This window comes from Nocardia sp. Marseille-Q1738 (assembly GCF_965283145.1).
Genome location: NZ_CBDIMS010000001.1, coordinates 1507473 through 1529269, shown reverse-complemented (window position 1 = coordinate 1529269; position 21797 = coordinate 1507473). Strand labels below are relative to the sequence as shown.

General features: G+C 68.6%; 18 protein-coding genes. 5 read left to right on the top strand and 13 right to left on the bottom strand.

What is annotated here, in order from left to right:
- Positions 1 to 41 precede the first annotated feature (41 nt).
- The 6 genes from purH to sucC all read right to left on the bottom strand — a co-directional run bounded on the left by purH (position 42) and on the right by sucC (position 7553).
- Positions 42 to 1613 (bottom strand): bifunctional phosphoribosylaminoimidazolecarboxamide formyltransferase/IMP cyclohydrolase, encoded by a 1572-nt coding sequence (gene purH / locus ACWPXK_RS06780; RefSeq protein WP_454195113.1) that lies wholly within the window; start codon positions 1611 to 1613, stop codon positions 42 to 44.
- Entirely contained in the window at positions 1610 to 2287 is a 678-nt protein-coding gene (gene purN / locus ACWPXK_RS06775) for a phosphoribosylglycinamide formyltransferase (protein ID WP_454195471.1), read from the bottom strand. The genes purH and purN overlap by 4 nt, the downstream gene beginning before the upstream one ends.
- Before the next feature lie 38 nt (positions 2288 to 2325).
- Positions 2326 to 3837 carry a cell division protein PerM gene (locus ACWPXK_RS06770; protein ID WP_454195112.1) on the bottom strand — a complete coding sequence of 504 codons (1512 nt, stop codon included), beginning with the start codon at positions 3835 to 3837 and terminating at the stop codon, positions 2326 to 2328.
- 95 nt (positions 3838 to 3932) lie between these two features.
- Entirely contained in the window at positions 3933 to 4994 is a 1062-nt protein-coding gene (locus tag ACWPXK_RS06765; RefSeq protein WP_454195111.1) for a DUF5336 domain-containing protein, read from the bottom strand.
- 452 nt (positions 4995 to 5446) lie between these two features.
- Positions 5447 to 6361 (bottom strand): succinate--CoA ligase subunit alpha, encoded by a 915-nt coding sequence (sucD, locus tag ACWPXK_RS06760; protein WP_040782761.1) that lies wholly within the window; start codon positions 6359 to 6361, stop codon positions 5447 to 5449.
- 25 nt (positions 6362 to 6386) lie between these two features.
- Positions 6387 to 7553 carry an ADP-forming succinate--CoA ligase subunit beta gene (sucC, locus tag ACWPXK_RS06755; protein WP_454195110.1) on the bottom strand — a complete coding sequence of 389 codons (1167 nt, stop codon included), beginning with the start codon at positions 7551 to 7553 and terminating at the stop codon, positions 6387 to 6389.
- Between the two features lie 539 nt (positions 7554 to 8092).
- Between sucC and ACWPXK_RS06750 the strand changes: the two genes are divergently transcribed.
- Positions 8093 to 9385, top strand: coding sequence for a M23 family metallopeptidase (locus tag ACWPXK_RS06750; protein WP_454195109.1), 1293 nt, complete (start codon positions 8093 to 8095; stop codon positions 9383 to 9385).
- 80 nt (positions 9386 to 9465) lie between these two features.
- On the opposite strand, the gene ACWPXK_RS06745 is transcribed toward ACWPXK_RS06750, so the two are convergent.
- Together ACWPXK_RS06745 and pcrA are read right to left on the bottom strand one after the other, a co-directional pair.
- Positions 9466 to 9891 carry a hypothetical protein gene (locus ACWPXK_RS06745; protein WP_454195108.1) on the bottom strand — a complete coding sequence of 142 codons (426 nt, stop codon included), beginning with the start codon at positions 9889 to 9891 and terminating at the stop codon, positions 9466 to 9468.
- Between the two features lie 90 nt (positions 9892 to 9981).
- Positions 9982 to 12573, bottom strand: coding sequence for a DNA helicase PcrA (gene pcrA, locus ACWPXK_RS06740; RefSeq protein ID WP_454195107.1), 2592 nt, complete (start codon positions 12571 to 12573; stop codon positions 9982 to 9984).
- 381 nt (positions 12574 to 12954) lie between these two features.
- Between pcrA and ACWPXK_RS06735 the strand changes: the two genes are divergently transcribed.
- Together ACWPXK_RS06735 and ACWPXK_RS06730 are read left to right on the top strand one after the other, a co-directional pair.
- Positions 12955 to 13248, top strand: coding sequence for a chorismate mutase (locus tag ACWPXK_RS06735; RefSeq protein WP_067478964.1), 294 nt, complete (start codon positions 12955 to 12957; stop codon positions 13246 to 13248).
- A gap of 168 nt (positions 13249 to 13416) precedes the next feature.
- On the top strand, positions 13417 to 13611 hold the full coding sequence (locus ACWPXK_RS06730; RefSeq protein ID WP_454195106.1) for a hypothetical protein: 195 nt from the start codon (positions 13417 to 13419) through the stop codon (positions 13609 to 13611).
- A gap of 46 nt (positions 13612 to 13657) precedes the next feature.
- Here ACWPXK_RS06730 and ACWPXK_RS06725 read toward each other — a convergent pair whose 3' ends face one another.
- On the bottom strand, positions 13658 to 15112 hold the full coding sequence (locus ACWPXK_RS06725) for an NAD-dependent succinate-semialdehyde dehydrogenase (RefSeq protein WP_454195105.1): 1455 nt from the start codon (positions 15110 to 15112) through the stop codon (positions 13658 to 13660).
- Between the two features lie 105 nt (positions 15113 to 15217).
- On the opposite strand from ACWPXK_RS06725, the gene pgi reads away from it, so the two are divergent.
- Positions 15218 to 16855, top strand: a complete 1638-nt coding sequence (pgi, locus tag ACWPXK_RS06720; RefSeq protein ID WP_454195104.1) for a glucose-6-phosphate isomerase — start codon at positions 15218 to 15220, stop codon at positions 16853 to 16855.
- Positions 16856 to 17105: 250 nt separating this feature from the next.
- Here pgi and ACWPXK_RS06715 read toward each other — a convergent pair whose 3' ends face one another.
- Positions 17106 to 17789 carry a nucleoside/nucleotide kinase family protein gene (locus ACWPXK_RS06715; protein ID WP_454195103.1) on the bottom strand — a complete coding sequence of 228 codons (684 nt, stop codon included), beginning with the start codon at positions 17787 to 17789 and terminating at the stop codon, positions 17106 to 17108.
- Positions 17790 to 18000: 211 nt separating this feature from the next.
- Positions 18001 to 18915 carry a LysR family transcriptional regulator gene (locus tag ACWPXK_RS06710; protein ID WP_454195102.1) on the bottom strand — a complete coding sequence of 305 codons (915 nt, stop codon included), beginning with the start codon at positions 18913 to 18915 and terminating at the stop codon, positions 18001 to 18003.
- A gap of 71 nt (positions 18916 to 18986) precedes the next feature.
- Between ACWPXK_RS06710 and ACWPXK_RS06705 the strand changes: the two genes are divergently transcribed.
- Positions 18987 to 19409, top strand: coding sequence for a nuclear transport factor 2 family protein (locus ACWPXK_RS06705; RefSeq protein WP_454195101.1), 423 nt, complete (start codon positions 18987 to 18989; stop codon positions 19407 to 19409).
- Positions 19410 to 19489: 80 nt separating this feature from the next.
- Here ACWPXK_RS06705 and ACWPXK_RS06700 read toward each other — a convergent pair whose 3' ends face one another.
- The gene (locus ACWPXK_RS06700; RefSeq protein WP_454195100.1) at positions 19490 to 21109 is read right to left on the bottom strand and encodes an acyl-CoA dehydrogenase family protein; all 1620 of its coding nucleotides are present in this window, start codon (positions 21107 to 21109) and stop codon (positions 19490 to 19492) included.
- Positions 21096 to 21746, bottom strand: a complete 651-nt coding sequence (locus ACWPXK_RS06695) for a TetR/AcrR family transcriptional regulator (protein WP_454195099.1) — start codon at positions 21744 to 21746, stop codon at positions 21096 to 21098. Before ACWPXK_RS06695 ends, ACWPXK_RS06700 begins: the two co-directional genes overlap by 14 nt.
- Positions 21747 to 21797: the final 51 nt, after the last annotated feature.

The window sequence follows — 21797 nt, the reverse complement described above, 5'->3', positions numbered from 1 at the left end:
ACCGAGGGCCCGACGCGGCCTTTTCTCGCTGGTGCCCTACGTCAGTGGGCGAAGTGGCGCGCCCCGGTGAGGTACAGGGTGACACCTGCCTCGCGGGCGAGGTCGATGGTCTCCTGGTCGCGCACCGAGCCGCCGGGCTGGACGATGGCGCGGACACCGGCCTGGATCAGGGTCTGCGGTCCGTCCGGGAACGGGAAGTAGGCGTCGGAGGCGGCCACCGAGCCCTTGGCCCGGTCACCGGCCCGCTGCACCGCGAGACCGACCGCGTCCACCCGGTTGACCTGGCCCATGCCGACGCCGACCGACGCGCCGTCGTGGGCGAGCAGGATCGCGTTGGACTTCACGGCACGGCACGCGCGCCAAGCGAACGCCAGATCGGCCGAGGTCTGCGGGTCGGCGGGCTCGCCCGCGGCCAGCGTCCAGTTGGCCGGGTCGTCACCCGCGGCGTCGAGCACGTCGCGCTGCTGCAACAGCGCACCGCCGCTGATCGGGCGCAGTTCGGTGCCCGCGCGCCGCGGCGGCTCGGCGACGAGGATGCGCACGTTCTTCTTGCGCTGCAACACTTCCACGGCGCCGTCGGCGTAGGACGGCGCGACGATCACCTCGGTGAAGATCTCCGCGACCTGCTCGGCCATCTCCACGGTGACCTCCCGGTTCGCGGCGATCACCCCGCCGAACGCGCTGACCGGATCGCACGCGTGCGCCTTGCGGTGCGCCTCGGCGATATCGGCGCCGAGCGCGATGCCACACGGGTTCGCGTGCTTGATGATCGCGACCGCCGGGTCTTCGTGGTCGAAGGCCGCCCGCCAGGCGGCGTCGGCGTCGACGTAGTTGTTGTACGACATCTCCTTGCCGTGCAGCTGCCGTGCCTGCGCCAGCCCGAGGCTGCCGTCGCCGTTGGTGTACAGCGCGGCGGCCTGATGCGGGTTCTCGCCGTAGCGCAGCACCGCCGAGCGTTCCCAGGTGCCGCCGAGCCACTCGGGGAACCGGGTCGCCGCCGCGTCGGCCTCACCGTCGACAGCCAGCACGTTGGTCAGCCAGCTCGCGACCGCGACGTCGTAACTCGCGGTGTGCTGGAAAGCCTTGGCCGCCAAAGCGGTCCGCTCGGCCAGCGTGAACCCGCCGGACTTCACCGCGGCCAGCACGTCGTCGTAGTCGCGGCTGTCGACCACCACCGCCACCGACGGATGATTCTTCGCCGCGGCGCGCACCATGGACGGCCCGCCGATATCGATCTGCTCCACGCACTCGTCGGGACTCGCCCCGCTCGCCACGGTCTGCGTGAACGGGTAGAGGTTCACCACGACCAGCTGGAACGCCTCCACGCCGAGTTCGACCAGCTGATCGACGTGCTCCTGCTTGCGCGAGTCGGCCAGAATGCCCGCGTGCACCCGCGGATGCAGCGTCTTGACCCGGCCGTCGAGGGTCTCCGGGAACCCGGTCAGGTCCTCGACCTTGGTCACCGGGATGCCCGCGTCGGCGATCTTGCCCGCGGTGGATCCGGTCGAGACCAGCTCGATGCCCGCGGCGTGCAGACCGGTCGCGAGCTCGACGAGACCCGTCTTGTCGTAGACGCTCACCAGCGCCCTGCTGATCGGCTTGCGTTCACTCACCGGAGAACTCGCTCATCTGGGATAACTGCCTTTCGTCCGTCGGAGACAATGCCTCTCGTGGCGACGGCGGCGACGACCTCCGCCAGCAACCGTCGCTCGACAACCTTGATGCGCTCGTGCAGGGTGGCCTCATCGTCACCGGGCAGCACCGCCACCGCCTCCTGCGCGAGGATCGGGCCGGTGTCCACACCCTCGTCCACCAGATGCACCGTGCAACCGGTGACCCGCGCTCCATAGGCCAGCGCGTCACGAACTCCGTGCGCGCCGGGGAACGCGGGCAGCAGCGCCGGGTGCGTGTTGATGATCCGGCCGCCGAACCGGTCCAGGAAGGCCGGGCCGAGCAGCTTCATGAAGCCCGCCGACACCACCAGATCCGGGGCGTAGGCCGCGACCGCGTCGGTGAACGCGACATCCCAGGCGGCGCGGTCGGGAAAGTCCTTCAGCGCCACCCGGAAATGCGGCACGCCCGCGGCGTCCGCGTGGCCGGTGGCGGCGCAGGTGCGGTCGACGCCGACGGCGACGATCTTCGCCGGATAGCCGGGAGCGGACGCGGCGTCCAACAGTGCGCGCAGCAGCGAGCCGGTGCCCGACGCCAGCACGACGACGGTGGCCGGCGCCGCGGCGGGCTTCCACGGGGCATGCGAGGACGTCAGCGTAATACTCCTGCGATCGATCGGTATGGCGTACGGATGCGGCACCGCCGGGTTAGAGCCTAACGACCATCCACCCGGTCACTGTCCGGCAGGTCCGTCTCGACCACCTCGGCGTCGACGATGTCGGCCATGGGGTCGCCGTGGCGCGCATCGCCCGTCTCGATCGCGGCCGGTTCGTCGAGGAGCTCGGCGTCGAGTGCGTCTTCCAGCTCCGGCATGTCGTAGCCGAGCGAGCGGTCGTCGTCGCGGTAGTCGTAGTAGTCGTCGTCCGCGTAGTAGTCGTCGTGGTCGGAGTCGGCGTAGTAATCGTCGTCTTCGTCGTCGTAGTCGTCGTAGTCGTCGTACGGATCGGTGTAGTCGGCCGGCGGGACGCCGACCGGCACGAGGAACCAGCGTGCGAACGCCAGACCCGCGTAGCCGGGAATCGCGAGCCAGGCGAAGGTGATCAGCATGAAGATCGGCAGGTCCAGCCCGACCCGGCCGAACGTGCCGAGTTGGCCGCCCGCGACCGCGCCCGCCACCGCCAGGGCGAGCGACGCCAGCGCGGCCGAGCTGAGCGTCGCCCACGGTGCGGTGATCCGGTCGGTCGAGGTACGGGCGCAATCCAGCCCGCCGAGCACGCCGACCGCGGCCGGGACGAGCAACAGCACCAGCCACCATCCCGCCGCCGGCCCCGTCGGTACCGCGGCGAGCAGCGGGAAAGCCGGAATCGGGCCGCCGACCACCGAGAACACGCCGAAGGAGGCGGCGCCGACATGCGCGCTGGAGCCGACCAGCACACCGACCGTGTGGACCACCAGGTTCGGCAGATAGAGCAGCGAGAGCAGGGTCAGTCCGATTACGCCCACAGCGTTACCCGCCGACTGATAGGTGTCATCGACCCGCGAGACGTGCGCGAGGAACGACACGACCACCACCGCGGTGGCGCAGCCCAGCAGCCGCAACACCGACCGGCCCGCGCCGTACAGCCCCGAGACGGCCCAGTCGGGTACGGGCACCAGCACGAACAGCAGTCGGCGGATACGAATGGCGATGCCCGCGACGGCGGCGAGCAGATACAGCACCGCGACCCACGCGAAGGCGGCGAGGGTGTTCGGGGGTTGCAGCGCGATGACACCCGATGCGTCTTCGGCGACGGCGAGGCAGACCGACGTGACCAGCAGCGGACCGCCTACCGCGGCACCGACGATCCACCCGAGATCGGCCTTGGTGCAGTCCGGTTCCGCGGCCTGTGCGCATTCCCGCCCGGCCAGCCAGACCAGCAGCGCGGTCGGCAGCAGCGGAAGCAGGCCGAGCGAAGTCTTGCCGATCACCAGCGGAACCTGGTGCGCGCCCAGCCAGCTGGCGGCGACCGCGCCGGAGGCGCCCGCGAGATCACTGCCCGAGGTCAGCAGCGTGACGAGCACGAGAACGGCGAAGGTGGTGAGCCCGAATGCCGCGGGACGGGCCGCGACCGAGACGAGAACCCTGGATCGCTCCGGAGTCAGTGACAGAAACCCGGCCTCGTCCGCATCGGGATGCGGCTGCGACGCGCGGGTTCGGCGCGTCGAGGAGGTTCTGGGGGAGCTCATGGCTTTTCAGCGTGGCAGCTTCCCCGGCGCGAGCGGGTCAGGCGCGCCGGAAGAGGAGCTGCCACGCTGCTGTCGCGCCGGGAAGCGGCGCGGCGTTACTTGTTGTTGTCGTCCGAGGGACGGAATGCCTGGGTGGCGTCGGAGGATGGATCGCCACCCTGCTCGCCGCCGAACGGCTGGCTCGGCTGGCTCGGCTGCTGTCCGAAGCCCTGTGAACCGTAGGGCGACTGCTGGCCGGACGGTTGCCCGCCGAAGTGCTGGGTCGCGCTCTCGTCCGGACGCGGCTGCGCGCCGTAGGGCGAACCCTGCTGCTGGGACGCGCCGTAGGCCGTGGTCGGCTGGCTCTGCCCGTAGGGCGACTGCGGCTGGCCGTAGGGCTGGCCCTGCTGGGTCTGCTGCCCCTGGCCGTAGCTCGGCTGGCTCTGCCCGTAGGGCGAAGGCTGCTGCGACGGGAACTGCGGCGGGGCCGACTGGCCGTAGCCGGACTGCCCGTACGGCCCGCTTTGTCCGTAACCGGGCTGACTTGGCTGCCCCTGCCCGAAGGACTGCTGCGCCTGCCCGAACGACGGGGGCTGCTGGCCGTAACCGCCCTGCCCGAACCCGCTCGGCGCGGTGGCCGGGCGCGGCGCGGGCGCCTTCACGATGCCCGCGTCGAACAGCGCCGCGGTGATCGCCACCGCGGTCTGCACGAACGCCAGGACCAGCACGATGTACGCGCCCACCTCCAGCTCGCTGCCCTCACCGAAGCTGAACGACTGGAACAGCAGCGCGATGAAGCCCGCCGTCGAGGCCGCGGCGGCCGCGCCGATCCAGTTCTGCTTCGGCAGCAACGACAGCCCGGCGAGCAGGCCGCCGAGCAGCAGCAGTCCGAGCAGCGGCGAGCCGGACGCCACCTCGAAAAGGTTGGCCGTCTCCGGCTCGCTGACCCGCCGTCCGCCGAGGTCGATCGGCTTGCTGCCAAGGAACGGCAGGAAGCCGAGCAGGAAGTTGATCACGCCGAGCGCCGCTACGCCGACCACCAGGAGGAACGGCAGACCTTTGGCATCGGAACCGGTAGCGCTCGAACCTGAAGTGGCGCCACCAGGAGCAGCGCTCTGGCTGGATGGCGCTGAGGGCGAGGGTGTGTTGTACCCGGAGCCCCCGGTCGGGTATGACATGTCGTCGTCTCCTAAATCGAGTCGTTCATGGTCTTCACGGCTGGATTACTTCTGACGCTACTGCACTGCCCGGCCCAGGTCACCCTGCGCCGATCGCCGGGACGAGCGAATCCGTCCGCGTCCCGGCAGGTCGCCGCACGCTTCGAGACACGTGTCCGACCCGCAGCCTCTAGCGAGACCACCGACCGCCTACCTAACTGTTGCCCGCGGTGGCTGTTTTCACACTGTCCGGCTTCTCGAGGACGGGGAATCACCTATGCCGGTGAACCATTTGTCCGGCCGCTTCGTGTGAAGGGGTGAGGAAAAGCACGACGAGTTCCCGCAAGACCAACGGTTCCACACGTGGCTGGTCAGGACGCTCGGCTGCTGCCCAAGCCTGAGCCCACCGGCCACACATGACGAAGGCCGCCCCCCGAATTCGGAGGCGGCCTTCGTGCGTGATGCGTACCGGATCAGGCGCTGATGCTGGCCTTCTCCAGGATCTCGCGGGCCAGCGCGGCGGTCTCGGACGGCGTCTTGCCGACCTTCACGCCCGCGGCCTCCAGCGCGTCCTTCTTCGCCTGGGCGGTGCCCGACGAGCCGGACACGATGGCGCCGGCGTGGCCCATCGTCTTGCCCTCGGGAGCGGTGAAGCCCGCCACGTAGCCGACGACCGGCTTGGTGACGTTGGCCTTGATGTAGGCCGCCGCACGCTCCTCGGCGTCGCCGCCGATCTCGCCGATCATCACGATCAGCTTGGTCTCCGGGTCCTTCTCGAACGCCTCGATGGCGTCGATGTGGGTGGTGCCGATGACCGGGTCGCCGCCGATGCCGATGGAGGTCGAGAAGCCGAAATCACGCAGCTCGTACATCATCTGGTAGGTCAGCGTGCCGGACTTCGAGACCAGGCCGATCGGGCCCTTGCCGGTGATGTTGGCCGGGGTGATGCCGACCAGCGACTCGCCGGGGGTGATGATGCCGGGGCAGTTCGGGCCGATGATCCGGGTCTTGGCGCCCTTCTCCACGTTGTAGGCCCACGCGTAGGCGGTGTCCTGCACCGGGATGCCCTCGGTGATGACCACGAGCAGCGGGATCTCCGCGTCGATCGCCTCGATGATGGCGTCCTTGGCGAACTTCGGCGGCACGAACGCGATGGACACGTCGGCGCCGGTCTCCTTGATGGCCTCCGCGACGGTGCCGAAGACGGGCAGCTCGACCGCGTTGCCGTCCTTGTCGGTGTGCGCGACGGTGGTGCCCGCCTTGCGCGCGTTCACACCGCCCACGATCTGGGTGCCCGCCTTCAGCATCAGCGCGGTGTGCTTGGTGCCCTCGCCGCCGGTGATGCCCTGGACGATGACCTTGGAGTCCTTGTTCAGGAAGATAGACATTGTTTTCGTCCTTACTCGGCCGTCGTTATCGGGCGGCTGCCAGTTCGGCGGCCTTGTCGGCGCCTTCGTCCATTGTCTGCGCCAGCGTCACCAGCGGGTGCGCGGCCTCGACGAGAATCTTGCGACCCTCGTCGACCCGGTTGCCGTCGAGGCGGACCACCAGCGGCTTGTTCGCGTTGTCACCCAGGATCTCCAGCGCCTTCACGATGCCGTTGGCGACCGCGTCACAGGCGGTGATGCCGCCGAACACGTTGACGAACACGCTCTTGACCTGCTCGTCGTTCAGGATGACGTCCAGACCGGCGGCCATTACCTCGGCCGAGGCGCCACCGCCGATGTCCAAGAAGTTGGCCGGCTTCACGCCGCCGTGGTTCTCGCCCGCGTAGGCGACGACGTCCAAGGTCGACATGACCAGGCCTGCGCCGTTGCCGATGATGCCGACCTCGCCGTCGAGCTTGACGTAGTTGAGGTCGTTCTCCTTGGCCTTCAGCTCGAGCGGATCGGTCGCGTCCTTGTCCGCGAACGCCTCGTGCTCCGGGTGGCGGAATCCGGCGTTCTCGTCGAGGGTGACCTTGCCGTCCAGAGCGAGGATCTCGTCCTGCGGGGTGCGCACCAGCGGGTTGACCTCGACCAGGGTGGCGTCCTCCGCGACGAAGACCTCCCACAGCTTCTGGATGGTCACGGCCGCGGCGTCCAGCACGTCGGCGGGCAGGTGGCCCTGCTCGGCGATCGAGCGCGCGAACGCCAGGTCGACGCCCTTGACCGCGTCGACCGGAACCTTGGCCAGCCGCTCCGGCTTGGTCGCGGCGACCTCTTCGATCTCCATGCCGCCCTCGACCGAGCACATGGCCAGGTAGGTCCGGTTGGCCCGGTCCAGCAGGAAGGAGATGTAGTACTCCTCCGCGATGTCCTTGGCCTCGGCGACGAGGATCTTCTTGGTGATGTGGCCCTTGATGTCCAGGCCGATGATGTTCTGCGCGTGCGTGAACGCGTCGTCCTGGGTGGCGGCGTACTTGACGCCACCCGCCTTGCCGCGGCCACCGGCCTTCACCTGGGACTTGATCATCACCGGCTTGCCGATTTCCGCCGCGATCGCGCGGGCGTCCTCGGCCGTGTCCGTGACGCGGCCCTCGGACGAAGGCACTCCGTGCTTAACGAAGAGCTCCTTCGCCTGATATTCGAAGAGATCCATGTACTCACCGTCTCGTCTGCGTTGTGATGACAACGTCTTTGTTGGCGGCCCGACGTCGGAAGCGGGTCGGGTCGGACTTTAACCAGTCACATGGAGGGCCAATCGGCCACGTTCATCCTAAGTGGCGCAGGTCACGGACCGGTGCCGCGCCTCGGCAAAACCGCTGGCCACCGCTACTGACGAGTAGGTAGCTGACGGCATGCCAGGTAGAGCCGCCGAACCCGGGAGCGGGCCAGGTTCTACTACAGCTTGTCGTCGAACGATCTCTCGGGTGTGCCCATACCGCGGTGAGATATTCAGCACGGTCGAAGTGATCAATCTCACATGTTTGTTACGGAATGTCCGCAGCGCTTGTGGGGGCGCAATCGTTTCGTTACCGTCATTGCGGTCGATGTCACAACACGGTCACGACTAGGAGGACGGCAAGCTTTGACGCAGCACAGCGCTCCGCAGCCTGAGAGCCGCTCCGCATACGACCGATCGACGCCGCCGACCAGCGGATATTCGAGTTCTTCCCGCTTCACGATGTGGCACCGCCGATGAACTATCGCTCCACCTTCGCCTCCGATGATCGCCTGCGATCCGGACATCGTTACCGCCAGGACGACGAGTCCTTCGGCGCGGCGAGCCCCTACCCGGATACCCAGATCGACGGATATGGGGATTCCCAGTACGGCGCGGCCTCGCAGTACGACTATCACGCGGCCGCGGGCCAGCAGCCCGGCTTCGCAACCGATCACGCGTCGTTCGAACCCCCGGTTCACGACGCGGCCTACGACCACGCGGCGTACGACCACGCGGCCGACCAGAGCACGGGCTACGACGGCTCCTGGGCGTCGAACAACGCCTGGGCCCAGCAGGATTGGTCACAACAGGGCTCGTGGTCCGACGGTGGCGCGTGGTCCGACGGTGACGCGTGGGCCGAAGAGGAGCACTGGGCGCCGGAAGCGAAGGAATGGGTCGCCGAGGACACCGGCTGCTGGGCCCCGGAGGAATCCTGGGCGTCGGAGACCGCCGGACCCGAGTCGACCGAAACCGGGACCGAGCTCCCGGCCGTGCCGACCGTGATCCCCGCGCGCCGCGCCGCGAACAAGCGTGGTGGCGCGCACCGGGTGCCCGCACCGCCCGCCGCCCTCAAGGGCCGCGCCGCGGTCGCCGCCGTCGCCGCCGGTGCGGTCGTCGCCGCCGGGCAGGCCGCGTTAGCCTCGCCCGAGCAGCCGTCGCAGACCGTCGACTACGAAGCCGCGGGGCAGATCCACGAGATTGCCGCTCAGTCGATGAACGTGGCCGACCCCGGCGCCTCACTGGAATCGCCGCAGGTGCTGAACGTCTCGGCACCCGCCAACCTGGACCAGTTCAACGACATCCTGCAGAAGGGCCAGAAGTACGCGGAGGATCTCGCCGCGCAGGAGTCCGCGAAACTTCGCCCGCTGTTCCACAAGTTCTTCGCCGCAGGCAACTTCACCTCTGGATTCGGCGCCCGCTGGGGCGTGCAGCACCTCGGCATCGACATCGCGGGCCCGATCGGCACCCCGATCTACGCGGTTGCCGACGGCACCGTGATCGAGGCGGGCCCCGCCGCAGGCTTCGGCATGTGGGTCCGCCTGCTCCACGACGACGGCACCGTCACCATCTACGGCCACATCGACACCGCCACGGTCTCGCAGGGCCAGCGCGTGCTGGCCGGCGACCAGATCGCCACGATGGGCAATCGCGGCTTTTCCACCGGACCGCACTGCCACTTCGAGGTCTGGTTGAACGGCGTCGACAAGGTAGACCCGGTTCCCTGGCTGGCCACCCGCGGCATCAGCCTCGGCCAGATGCGCGACTGAGCGACCCGCCCGGCCACACTGCGGACCCGCCACACGGGTTTCGCGGTCAGTGCTGTCCGAATCGCCTGTGACGCAGACCCTTACGGCGCGGCAGCGATCGCCAGGCCGAGCAACGCGACCACTTTGGCGACCTCCAAGCCGATGTACCAGTAGTGGGCGTGCGAACGCGGCAGGTTCTCGCCTGCCAGAACGCGGTCGGCACGGCGGGTCAGCGGCGGCCGCACCACGAGAATCTGGATGGCGAGCAGCGCCACGGCGACGCCCAGCCATGACCAGCTGGCCGCACCGGGCGCCACGATCAACGCGGCGAGCACCAGCAGCGTGGCGAGCGCGGCCTCGACGGCGTTCAGCGCGCGAAACACCAAGCGACCGATCCCGAGGCCGAGCGGCAGCGTCACGCCGGGGGCGCGGAACTTCAACGGCGCCTCCAGGAACGAGATGGCCAGCACCATGCCGAGCCACAGCATGGGCAGAAACCACAGGATGTGCTGTGCGACCGTGTCCATGCCGCGGACCCTACCGGCGCGGCGGGACCAAGGGCAGGGTCGAAAGGCCCCGTCGTACCGGCCCGCCCGTGCTGGGCGCGGCCCGCACGCTCAGAGCTTGACCAGCGTTCGGCTGTATTGCGGGATCAGCCGGATCTTGCCCGCGGTGCCGAAATCGATCGTCACGGTGGCCAGCGGCCCGAAGCCCTCGGCGGCGATCACGCGGCCGAGACCGTATTTGTCGTCACTGACCCGATCGCCCACGGCGAGTGTCAAATTCGTGTTATTGCGCGTCGCTCCGCCGGGCGCGGGCCTGCGCGGGCCCCGGTCCCGCAGGCCCGGCCGTGGCTCCGACCAGCCGTCGCCCCGCGTCCAGTCGCGCTCCAACCCGTCGTCGTCACCGCCGCGCCGCCGGATACCCCTGGTCGCGGACGATCCGGCCGGCTCGAGGCGGCGCCAGTCGATGAGATGACCCGGAATCTCTTGCAGGAAGCGCGATTCCGGATTGGAAACCGGCTGTCCCCAGCCGGAGCGCACGACCGCTCGGGTCAGATACAGGCGCCGCCTTGCTCTGGTGATGCCGACGTAGGCGAGGCGGCGTTCCTCGGCCAGCTCGGTCGGATCGCCGAGCGCCCGCATGTGCGGGAACTGTCCGTCCTCCCAACCGGTCACGAACACCACGGGGAACTCCAAGCCCTTGGCCGTGTGCAACGTCATCATCGTGACGACGCCGGAGCCCTCGTCCGGAATCTGGTCGGTGTCGGCCACCAGGGAGACCCGTTCCAGGAACGCGGCGAGCGAACCCGGGTCGGGCTCGCCTTCGCCTATTTCGGGCACCAGCCCCTCCTGCCGGGCCGCCTCCGCGTTGTTGTGCGCCTCGGAACTGAATTCCCGCGCGACGCTGACCAATTCGTTGAGGTTGTCGAGGCGTGCGCCGTCCTGTGGATCGTCGGACGCCTCGAGCTCGGCGCGATAACCGGTGCGCTCGAGCACCGCCTCGACGACATTGCCCACATCGGGAAAATCGGACTCCGCGCGTTCGCCCGCCGCCCGGATCTCGTCGAGCAGGTCGAGGAAGCCCGCGATGGCCCGCTGCGCGCGGGTGTTCAGCAGCGCCACCTTCCCGTCCGCGGCATCGCGCAGCGCGGCGGCGAAACCGATTCCGCGCTGTTCGGCGTGCACCGCCACGCATGCCTCGGCTCGGTCGCCGATGCCGCGGCGGGGCGTGTTGAGGATGCGCCGTATGCTCACCGCGTCGTCCGGGTTCTCCAGCACGCGCAGGTAGGCGACGATGTCGCGCACCTCCTTGCGCTCGTAGAAGCGGACACCGCCGACCACCTTGTAGGGCAGTCCCATCCGGATGAAGATCTCTTCCAGCGCGCGCGAGTTGTTGTTGGTCCGATAGAACACCGCGACGTCGCCGTAATTGGCCTCGCCTTGGTCGACCAGCCGGTCGATCTCGCGTGCCACGAAGGACGCCTCATCGTGCTCGTTGTCGGCGACGTAGCCGGTGATCAGATCGCCCTCGCCGGAATCGGTCCACAGCTTCTTCTCGCGCCGTTTCTCGTTGCGCGAGATCACCGCGTTGGCGGCGGAGAGGATGTGCTGCGTGGAGCGGTAGTTCTGCTCCAAGAGGATGGTCTCCGCGTCGGGGAAATCGCGCTCGAACTCTTCGATATTGCGGATGGTCGCACCGCGGAAGGCGTAGATGGACTGGTCGGCGTCACCGACAACGCACAGTTCGCTCGGCGGGACACGGTCCTGCGGCCGGTCTTCTCCGTCGTCCGCATGGTGCCCGACCAGCTCACGCACCAAGACGTACTGCGCGTGGTTGGTGTCCTGATACTCATCCACCAGGACGTGCCGGAAACGGCGACGGTAGTACTCCGCGACCTGCGGGTGGTTCTGCAGCAGCGCCACCGTCTCACCGATCAGGTCGTCGAAGTCCAGCGCGTTCGCCGAACGCAACCTGCGCTGGTATTCGGTGTAGACCCTGGCCACCAGGCCGGGCAGCTCGGCATCGTCGGATTCGGCGTCCGCGGCGGCCCTGGCCGGATCGATGAGCTCGTTCTTCAAATTCGAGATCGCGGTCGCCAGCAGGCGTGCCGAGTACTTCTTGGCGTCGATGTCCAGATCGCGGCTGATCATGGTGAGCAGGCGCCGGGAATCGTCGGCATCGTAGATCGAGAAATTCGAATTCAAGCCGGGCAGCAGCGCCGCCTGGGTACGCAGGATCCGGACGCAGCTGGAGTGGAACGTGGACACCCACATCGCGTTCGCACGCGGGCCGACCAGCCCACTCACCCGCTCTCGCATCTCCGCGGCGGCCTTGTTGGTGAAGGTGATGGCGAGCACCTGGCCCGGGGTCACGCCACGCGCGGCGAGCAGGTAGGCGATGCGCCGGGTGAGCACGGCCGTCTTGCCGGACCCCGCGCCGGCCACGATCAGCAGCGGCGATCCGGTGTGCACGACCGCCGCGCGCTGTGGCGGATTCAGCCCGTCGAGCAGCCGTTCGGCCTCCTCGGCACGCCGCTTCTCCCGCTCGACCCGTTGCTGTTCCCGCTCGGCCTCCGATAGCGGTGCCTGCGGCACGGGGGCATGCTGCGGCCGCTCCGCGTCGTTCCTTGCGACCAGCGGTTTCGATGTCGGATCCGGGTGCACGACCCGACCCGTTTGCGTCTTGGGAGCCACCGTGATGTCCATCGCCCATCCACGCTACCGGCGGGCACCGACAGACCTGAAGCCCCGGGGCGCTTCGGTATCCATTCGGCACCGGCTCGGCGAACGAGAGGACCCCCACTGCTGGGAAGCCGCGGCGAAACGACCTGGGCTTCTCGGGCGATTCACAAATGTAGTTGTTTTGCATACCTTCCAGCCCGTGGCAGACTGGCGGAATGCTCAGCGCCCTCCCGATACCTCCGCTTCGGTTACCCGCCGGATGTCGGAATCGCGGAGCCTATGCCTGAGCGCACCGTCTGGGGGGACAATGCAAGGCCCCACCAGGTCTGTTTCACGGTGAAAGAACCGATCGGTAACGAGCCGAGCGCACGCTCCGATCCAAGTTCTGACACGAGGAGATGAATGATGAGCACCCCTGCCACGACGACCGGGTCCGATTCGGCGCTGCCGCAGACCGAGGCCGAGATCGACAAGCTCCGCAAGGAGATCGATCGTCTCGACGCCGAGATCCTCGCCGCGATCAAGCGCCGGACGGAGATCTCCCGGATCATCGGCCGGACCCGGATGGCGTCGGGCGGGCCGCGCCTCGTGCACAGTCGGGAAATGAAGGTGCTGGAGCGCTTCAGCGAACTCGGCCAGGAAGGCCACACCCTCGCCATGCTGCTGCTTCGTCTGGGTCGCGGTCGCCTCGGCCACTGAGAACTACGCGGCGCGCTCGCAAGACCGTCGCATCCCATAAGGCCGCCCCGGGTGGGCACACCCCGGGGCGGTCGTTTCATGTCCGGATCCGGTGTGTCTGTCGGTGGTCTGGGATAGGCTCCGCCCGCATCGACGAGCCCGCGGGGGCCGGACGAAGGGGGAATAACGATGAATCTCGAACGACGCGTGACGGCGCTGGAAGGTCGCGTCACCGATATCGAGATCAGCTACGGCGAGATCATGTACCAGACACATCGTGAGGTCATCCGAAGTCAGATCACGCTGAGCAGGCTGGCCACGAAATCCGGTGTCACAATCGCGTCGGATGCCGAGGTCGACGCCGAACTCGAAAGTCGGTCGTAACCGCGGGGTGGTCAGCCGACTCGGCTGAACACCCCCATCACACGCCTCAGGTGAGGGCGATGTACTTGGTGGACAGATACTCCTCGATGCCCTCGGTGCCGCCCTCCCTGCCGAAGCCGGACGCCTTGACGCCGCCGAAGGGGGCGGCGGGGTCGGAGATGACGCCGCGATTGACGCCAACCATGCCGGATTCCAGGCCTTCGGCGATCCGGAGTGCTCGGTCGAGGTCGCGGGTGTAGACGTAGCTGACCAAACCGAATTCGGTGTCGTTGGCGGCGGCGAGTCCCTCTTCCTCGGTCTCGAAGCCGATGATCGGGGCCACCGGGCCGAACACTTCCTCGCGCCGAATCCTGGCTTGCGGCGGGACGTCGGCGAGGATCGTGGCCGGGTAGAACCAGCCGGGGCCGCCGGGCGCCTTGCCGCCGATCAGGACCTGTGCGCCTGCCGCGACGGCATCGTCCACCAATTCGCCGACCGTCTGGAGTTGTTCCTCGTTGATCAGCGGACCGAGTGTCGTGTCGGGATCGGTGCCCGGCCCGAGCCGCACGTTGTTCGACATCGCCTCGACCAGCTTCGCGGTGAACTCCGCTCGGACGCCGTTCTGCACGTGGAAGCGGTTGGCGGCGGTGCACGCCTCGCCGCCGTTGCGCAACTTGGCCAGCATCGCGCCCTGCACGGCCGCGTCGACGTCGGCGTCGTCGAACACCACGAACGGCGCGTTCCCGCCGAGTTCCATGGAGGTGCGCAGGAGCCGGTTCGCGGACTTCTCCACCAACTTCTTGCCGACCTCGGTGGAACCGGTGAAGGTCAGCTTGCGCAGCCGGGGATCGTCCAGCAGTGGCTGGGTCACCGCGCTGGAGCGGCTGGTGGTGAGCACCGACAGCACGCCGTCGGGCAGACCGGCCTCGCTGCACAACTGGGCCAGCAACAGCATGGTCAGCGGCGTCGCGGAGGCGGGCTTGACGATCATCGTGCAGCCCGCGGCCAGCGCCGGGCCGATCTTGCGCGTGCCCATGGCCAGCGGAAAGTTCCACGGCGTAATGGCCAGGCAGGGGCCGACCGGTTGCTTGTGCACCATGATCCGCCCGGTGCCGGACGGCGCATGCAGATAGCGCCCGTGCACCCGGACGGCCTCCTCGCTGAACCAGCGGAAGAATTCGGCGCCGTAGCGCACCTCGTTGCGGCTCTCCGGCAGCGCCTTGCCCATCTCCAGGGTCATCAGCAGCGCGAATTCCTCCGCACGGGCGGTGATCCGCTCGAACACCTTCCGCAGGATCTCGCCCCGCTCGCGCGCCGAGGTGGCCGCCCATTCCTCCTGCACCGCGACGGCGGCGTCGAGGGCGCGCGGCGCGTCCTCCGGTGTCGCGTCCGCGACCTGCGTCAGCACCTCCCCCGTGGCCGGATTGTGCACCGGAAAGGTGCCTGCGCCGGTGGCGTCGACGGGCCCGCCGATCCACAGTCGCTTGGGTACGGACTCGAGGAGTTCACGTTCGGACACCATGCAGCCAGCGTAAGCCCGCGCCGGGTCCGGCCGAAGTGAACCAGCCGCGATAAATAGCGCGAGGTCCCGTGCGCACCGCCGTGCCTGCTTGTAGTCTCGGCGGACGTGAGCAGCGACATCACCGCGACGGCGGCATGGCGGAAACTGCACGATCACCATGGCGCCATCGCCGGACGACACCTCAGGGAGTTCTTCGCCGAGGACCCGGCCCGGGGCAGGGAGCTGACGGTTCAGGTGGGGGACCTGCACATCGACTACAGCAAGCACCGCGTGACCAGGGAAACCCTGCACCTGCTGGTGGAATTGGCGCGGGAAGCGGGCGTGCCGGAGCGCCGGGACGCGATGTATAGCGGCGAGCACATCAACACCTCCGAGGACCGCGCGGTCGGCCACATCGCGCTGCGGCTGCCGAAGGGCGAAAGCCTGACCATCGACGGCGTCGACGCGGGCGCCGAGGTGCACGAGGTGCTGCGCCGGATGGGTGAGTTCACCGATTCGCTGCGCTCCGGTGAGTGGCGCGGCGCGACCGGCGAGCGCATCAAGACCGTGGTCAACATCGGCATCGGCGGGTCGGATCTGGGTCCGGTGATGGTGCATCAGGCGCTGCGCCACTACGCCGACGCAGGCATCGGCGCTCGGTTCGTTTCGAACGTCGACCCCACGGATCTCGTCGCGAAGCTCGACGGGCTGGATCCGGCCACCACGCTGTTCGTCGTCGCGTCCAAGACGTTCTCCACCCTGGAGACGCTGACCAACGCGACCGCGGCCCGGCGCTGGCTGGTGGCCGCGCTCGGCGAGGACGCCGTCGTCAAGCATTTCGTCGCGGTCTCGACCAACGCCGAGCGGGTGGCGCGTTTCGGCATCGACACCGAGAACATGTTCGGCTTCTGGGACTGGGTGGGCGGCCGCTACTCGGTGGCCTCGGCGATCGGGCTCTCGGTGATGGCGACCGTCGGCAAGGAGCGCTTCACGGAGTTCCTCGCCGGTATGCACGCCGTGGACCGGCATTTCGCCACCGCGCCGCTGGAGGCGAACGCGCCCGTGCTGCTCGGCCTGCTCGGGGTCTGGTACTCGAATTTCTTCGGCGCGCAGTCGCATGCGGTGCTGCCGTATGCGAATGATCTGGCGCGCTTCCCCGCCTACCTGCAACAGCTGACCATGGAGTCCAACGGCAAGTCGGTGCACGCCGACGGCACCCCGGTCACCACCTCCACGGGCGAGATCTTCTGGGGTGAACCGGGCACCAACGGCCAGCACGCCTTCTACCAATTGCTGCACCAGGGCACTCGGCTCATCCCGGCCGACTTCATCGGTTTCGCGCGGCCCACCGCCGATCTGCCGACCAGCGACGGCACCGGCAGCATGCACGACGTGCTGATGAGCAATCTGTTCGCGCAGACCAAGGTGCTCGCTTTCGGCAAGACCGCCGAGGAGATCGCCGCCGAGGGGGCCGACCCGAAGCTGGTGCCGCACAAGGTGATGCCCGGCAATCGTCCGTCCACCACCATCCTCGCGCCGCAGCTCACTCCATCGGTCGTCGGCCAGCTCATCGCCCTCTACGAGCACCAGGTGTTCGTCGAAGGCGCCATCTGGGGCATCGACAGCTTCGACCAGTGGGGCGTCGAACTCGGCAAGCAGCAGGCGCTCGCCCTGGCCCCGCTGCTCACCGCAGCCGAAGACCCTGAGCCACAGGATGATTCGTCCACCGACGCGCTCATCCGCTGGTACCGCGCGAACCGCTGACCCCGGCCGCGGCTGGTCGACCGCACGCCCGGAAGGACTCGCGCCGATCACGTCACCGAGCAGGGGCAGACCGCTTTGCGCGTCCGCCGGTATCGCGTGCACCGCTGAACCCCGCAGCCGATGACGCTGGCCGCAGCGTCCGCAGGGATAGCGGCACGCGCCGGTCGGTGCTCGGTCCGCCGTGCGTACTCCGCTGCACAATGCGGCCGAGCGTCACCGCATGTCAGGCACTGCGGCGTGTCGGAGCGTTTCAGCGCTCGCGGACCGCGTAGCCCCGGGCACGCTCACACAGCACCAAGTCGGCGTATGCGCTCGTGGGGGCGACCAGGTCCGCGTTCCGTAGGTCGCTGTCGCGCACTTTCGTCGCGGCCGCCTCGGGTGTGCGGCCGCCGCGAACATGCCTGCGCAGCAAGCGATTCTCGATTACGTTCCGCGCCGCGTCCAGGTACCAGCACTCGTCGAGCAGTGCGCGGACCGCCGACCATTGCCGAGTGTCGAAGTCGTCCAGCAGCAGGTAGTTGCCCTCGGTGAGCACGATGGACTGCCGGTCGAACACCACCCCACCGGGTACCGGCGCATCGATCGTCCGATCGAAGGTGGGCCAGGCAACGGGCTGTCCGAGCGGTGTGCTCCGCAATCGTCGCAGTCCCGCGACGTACCCGTCGACGTCGAAAGTGTCCGGTTCCCCTTTGCGCGCAAGACTTCCCCTCGCCCGCAGGACATCGTTGATCAGGTGGTACCCGTCCATGGGCGCGATCTCGGCGACCGCGCTGCCCGCCTCGGCATTGATCAGGTCCCGCAACGCAACCGACAACGTGGACTTGCCCGCGCCCGGCGGCCCCGCGATGCCGAGCAGATACCGTTCACCACCTGCCCGGTCCCGCACCCGCCGCGCCAGCCAGCTCAACGGCCTCTCAACGAACTCCCCTGCCACCACCGCCACACTACCGCCGCTCCGGATGCCCGCCCGCCTGCCGCTTGGGCCCTCGCGTACCACGGCCCATCACCACGTTGAGTGCGTTCGGAAAACTCCCGCAGAGCCGATCCGATACCGAGTCCGCCCCGCGACCGAGCCCAGGGGCCTTGTGTCCCCGCATGACCTCATACCCGCCAGAAATGGCCCCTCGACCGCATCTCGCGCACGGCTACCGAAGACGTTGACGTACCTGAGCGGATAACACGGCCGCGTGGTCGCGCAGCGCTTCGGCGAACGCCTGCCGGAATTCGGGGTTGTCGCGGTCACGGCGGTGGGCGATAACGGTCCGGCGGACGGCGGAGGGGTGATCGATGCGGAGAAGAGCGATGGTCGGGGGCAACACGGGGACGGCGATGCCGGGGACCACGGTGACGCCGAGCCCCGCCGCGACGAGGCCCAGTTTGGCGAACCAGTCGCGGGCGACGAACGCGATATCCGGTTCCCATCCGAGATCGCGCCAGGCGCCGAGCAGGGTGGAGCCGGGCTCCTGGCTTCCGGCGATCCATCGTTCGCCGCGCAGCATCTCAGGGGTGGCGCTGGTGACGCCCGCGAGAGGGTGTGTGGGCGCGAGCGCGACGAGCAACGGATCGTTGAGCAAAGGTTGGATCTCGACTCCAGGAGGAGCGGCGTCGGGCGCGGTCACCACCGCAACATCGAGTCTTTCCCGGGCGACCGCGGTGAGCAATCTGGGACTCAGCCCCTCCCGCAGCGATATCCGCGCACGCTGGTCGCCGACCACAGCGGCGATCGCCTGCGGCACGAGGGCGGCCATCGCGGTCGAGAACGCGCCGATCCGTAGCCGGCCCGGTGGGCGGGCCTCCAAGTGGCGGATACTGTGCCGGGCGTTCTCCAGCTCGCCGAGCACTATTTCGGCGTGCCGCACGACGATGCGCCCCGCCTCGGTGGGGTGGACGCCGCGGGCGTGCCGCTCGAACAGCGCACGCCCGGCCGCCCGCTCCATCAAGGCGATCTGCCTCGACACCGCGGACTGCGTGTAGCCGAGATTCTCCGCGGCGGTCGAGAAGGACCCGCAGGTGGCCGCTTCCCGCACAACGCGCAGGCCGAGGACAGTGAACTCACTCATGCGCACTACTCATACCAAGCATGTCAGAGTTTCGCTTGTCGCATGAATTTCCCGCCCATAGCGTCGACGGCATGACTGAGCGAACACTGGACACGTCCGCGATCGAGAACAAGAAGCTGCTCGAGGACATCTTCGAGCAGATGGCGCTCGGCAATACCCGCGCGCTGAGCGACGCCATGGCCGACGACTTCCGGTGGGTTTTCCCCGGCGACTGGTCCTGGAGCGGCACGTGGGAACCGAAAAGTACGGTGTTACACCAACTTCTGCGGCCACTCATGGCCCAGTTCACCGAATACCGCAGTGCCGCCGACGTGATCGTCGCCGAGGGTGATCGCGTCGTGGTGCAGGCCCGCGCCCACGCCGTGACCACCCGCGGCGAAACCTACGACCAGACCTATTGCTTCCTCTTCCGCGTCGCCGAAGGGAAGCTGCGCGAAGTGGTCGAGCACTGCGACACGGCGCTGGTCGAACGCGTGCTGACTCGGCCCGCCTGAGGCTTTCCGGTGCGAAGCCCTGCTCTCGGGACTAGGCAGCGTCCACCTCAGGACAGGTCGACAGTCGGGAGAACGGCGCCTCAGACGAATGCGCGCTCGACAATCGCGCCCGTGTCCACCCCGGTAGGCAGCGTGCCGAACGCGATGCCCCAGTCGTCGCCCAGCCGGGTGGCGCAGAAAGCGTCCGCGACGGCGGGGTGGCCGTGCCGGACCAGTTGCGCCCCTTGCAGCACCAGCGCCATCAGCTCCACCACCCGGCGCGCACGGTATTCGATGTCGTTGAAATCCGACAGCTCCTTGCCCAGGCGGGCGATCGCGTCGTCCAGCCGGGGGTTCTCGCCCTTCGCCAGCGACACTTCGTTGAAGTACGCCTCGACGGTCTCCGGCTGACGGCCCATGGCCCGCAGCGCGTCCAGCGCCGCGACGTTGCCCGAGCCTTCCCAGATGGACATCAGCGGCGCCTCGCGATACAGCCGCGGCATACCGGATTCCTCGGCATACCCGTTGCCGCCCAGGCATTCCAGCGCCTCGGCCGCGTGTGACGGCGCCCGCTTGCAGACCCAGTATTTGGTGACCGCCAACGCGATGCGGCGAAGCGCCGCCTCGGCCGGGTCCTGCGTGGCCCGGTCGGTGGCCCCGGCCAACCGCATCATCACCGTGGTCGCGGCGTCGGACTCGATCACCAGGTCGGCGAGCACGTTGCGCATGGCGGGCTGGTCGATCAGCTTGGCGCCGAAGGCTTCTCGGTGCCGGGCATGGTGCACCGCGTAGACCGTGCCCGCGCGCATCCCGGTGGCCGAGCCGATGACGCAGTCCAGCCTGGTCATGTTCACCATCTCGATGATGGTCTTGACGCCAGCGCCTTCCTGGCCGACCAGCCAGCCGCCGGCGTTTTCGTACTCGATCTCGGAGGAGGCGTTGGACTTGTTGCCCAGTTTGTCCTTGAGCCGCTGGATGCGGATGGGGTTGCGGGTGCCGTCCGGCAACACCCGGGGCAGCAGGAAACAGGACAGCCCACCGGGCGCCTGCGCCAGTGTGAGGAACATGTCCGACATGGGCGCGGAGGTGAACCACTTGTGCCCGACGATCCGGTACGAGCCGTCCGGCTGCGGTGTCGCGGTGGTGGTGTTGGCGCGGACATCGGAGCCGCCCTGCTTTTCGGTCATCGACATGCCCGCGATCAGTCCGGCCTTGGTGGACGGCTCACGCAGGCCGAAGTCGTAGACGCGGGAGCCGAGCAGCGGCTCGTACTTCGCCGACAGCTCCCGGTTGTGCCGCAGCGCGGGCACCACTGCGTAGGTCATCGAGATCGGGCACATATGGCCCGCGTCGGCGATGCCCCAGGTGTAGAACTTCGCCGCGCGGGCCACGTGCGCGCCCGGCCGCTCGTCCAGCCACGGCGCGCCGTGCAGGCCGTGCTCGACGGCGACGCGCATCAGGTCGTGCCAGTGCGGGTGGAACTCGACCTCGTCGATGCGGTGGCCGTACCGGTCGTGGGTGCGCAGCACCGGCGGGTACTCGTTCGCCAGCCTGCCCCACTCCTGCGCCTCGGCGCCGCCGGCGAGCGCGCCGAGTTCGCGCACCTCGGCTTCGGCCCAGCCCGCGCCTTCCCGGTGCAAGCCCTCGATCAGCGCGGGGTTGCGCGCGGCGTCGAACGGCACGATGTCGGGCACCTGATTGAAGACTTCATGCGTCTGCATCTGACACTCCTGATTCCAGCCGAGCGCCATCGGTGCCCGGGTTGTCGCGCACGCCGAGCGCGCGTATCGCGAAAGCGATGAGTTCGGGGACGACGAATTCCCCGTGCGGTGCGTCGGCGAGCGGGCCGACCAGCACCTCGCCGATCGCGCCGACCAAGGCCGCGGCGCTGATCCTCGGGTCCTGCGGCGGAAGCTCGCCCCGCGAAACGCCCTCGGCCACCGCCGATTCGAATGTTTCCGCGAAGGAGCGCCGGAAGTGCAGGCGTTCGCTGTCGACGATGGTGTCGACCGGCTCGGCGAGCAATACGTAGGCCAGGTTCGGGTTCTTCAGCGCGCGACCGGCGAAGGTCTCCACCGCCGCGGTCACCCGTTCCAGCGCCGTTCCGTGCGCACCGGCCGCGGCCACCGCCGCGACCTCGCGGGCGACCACCTTGCGGAAGACCGCGCGTACCAGATCGGCCTTGCCGTCGAAGTTCTTGTAGACGGTGCCGGTGGCAACTCCGGCCTCGGCCGCGACCGCGGCCATGGACAGCGCGGCATATCCGCCGTGGGACAGCACCTTGGTCGCGGCCTGCACGATCAGCCCCGCCTGAGCGTCCAGGCGGGCCTGTACTGCGGGGGTCCTGCGGTAGGCCACACAAGAAGTGAAGCACAGATTCATTTCTTCACACAAGGGTGCTTTTACGGC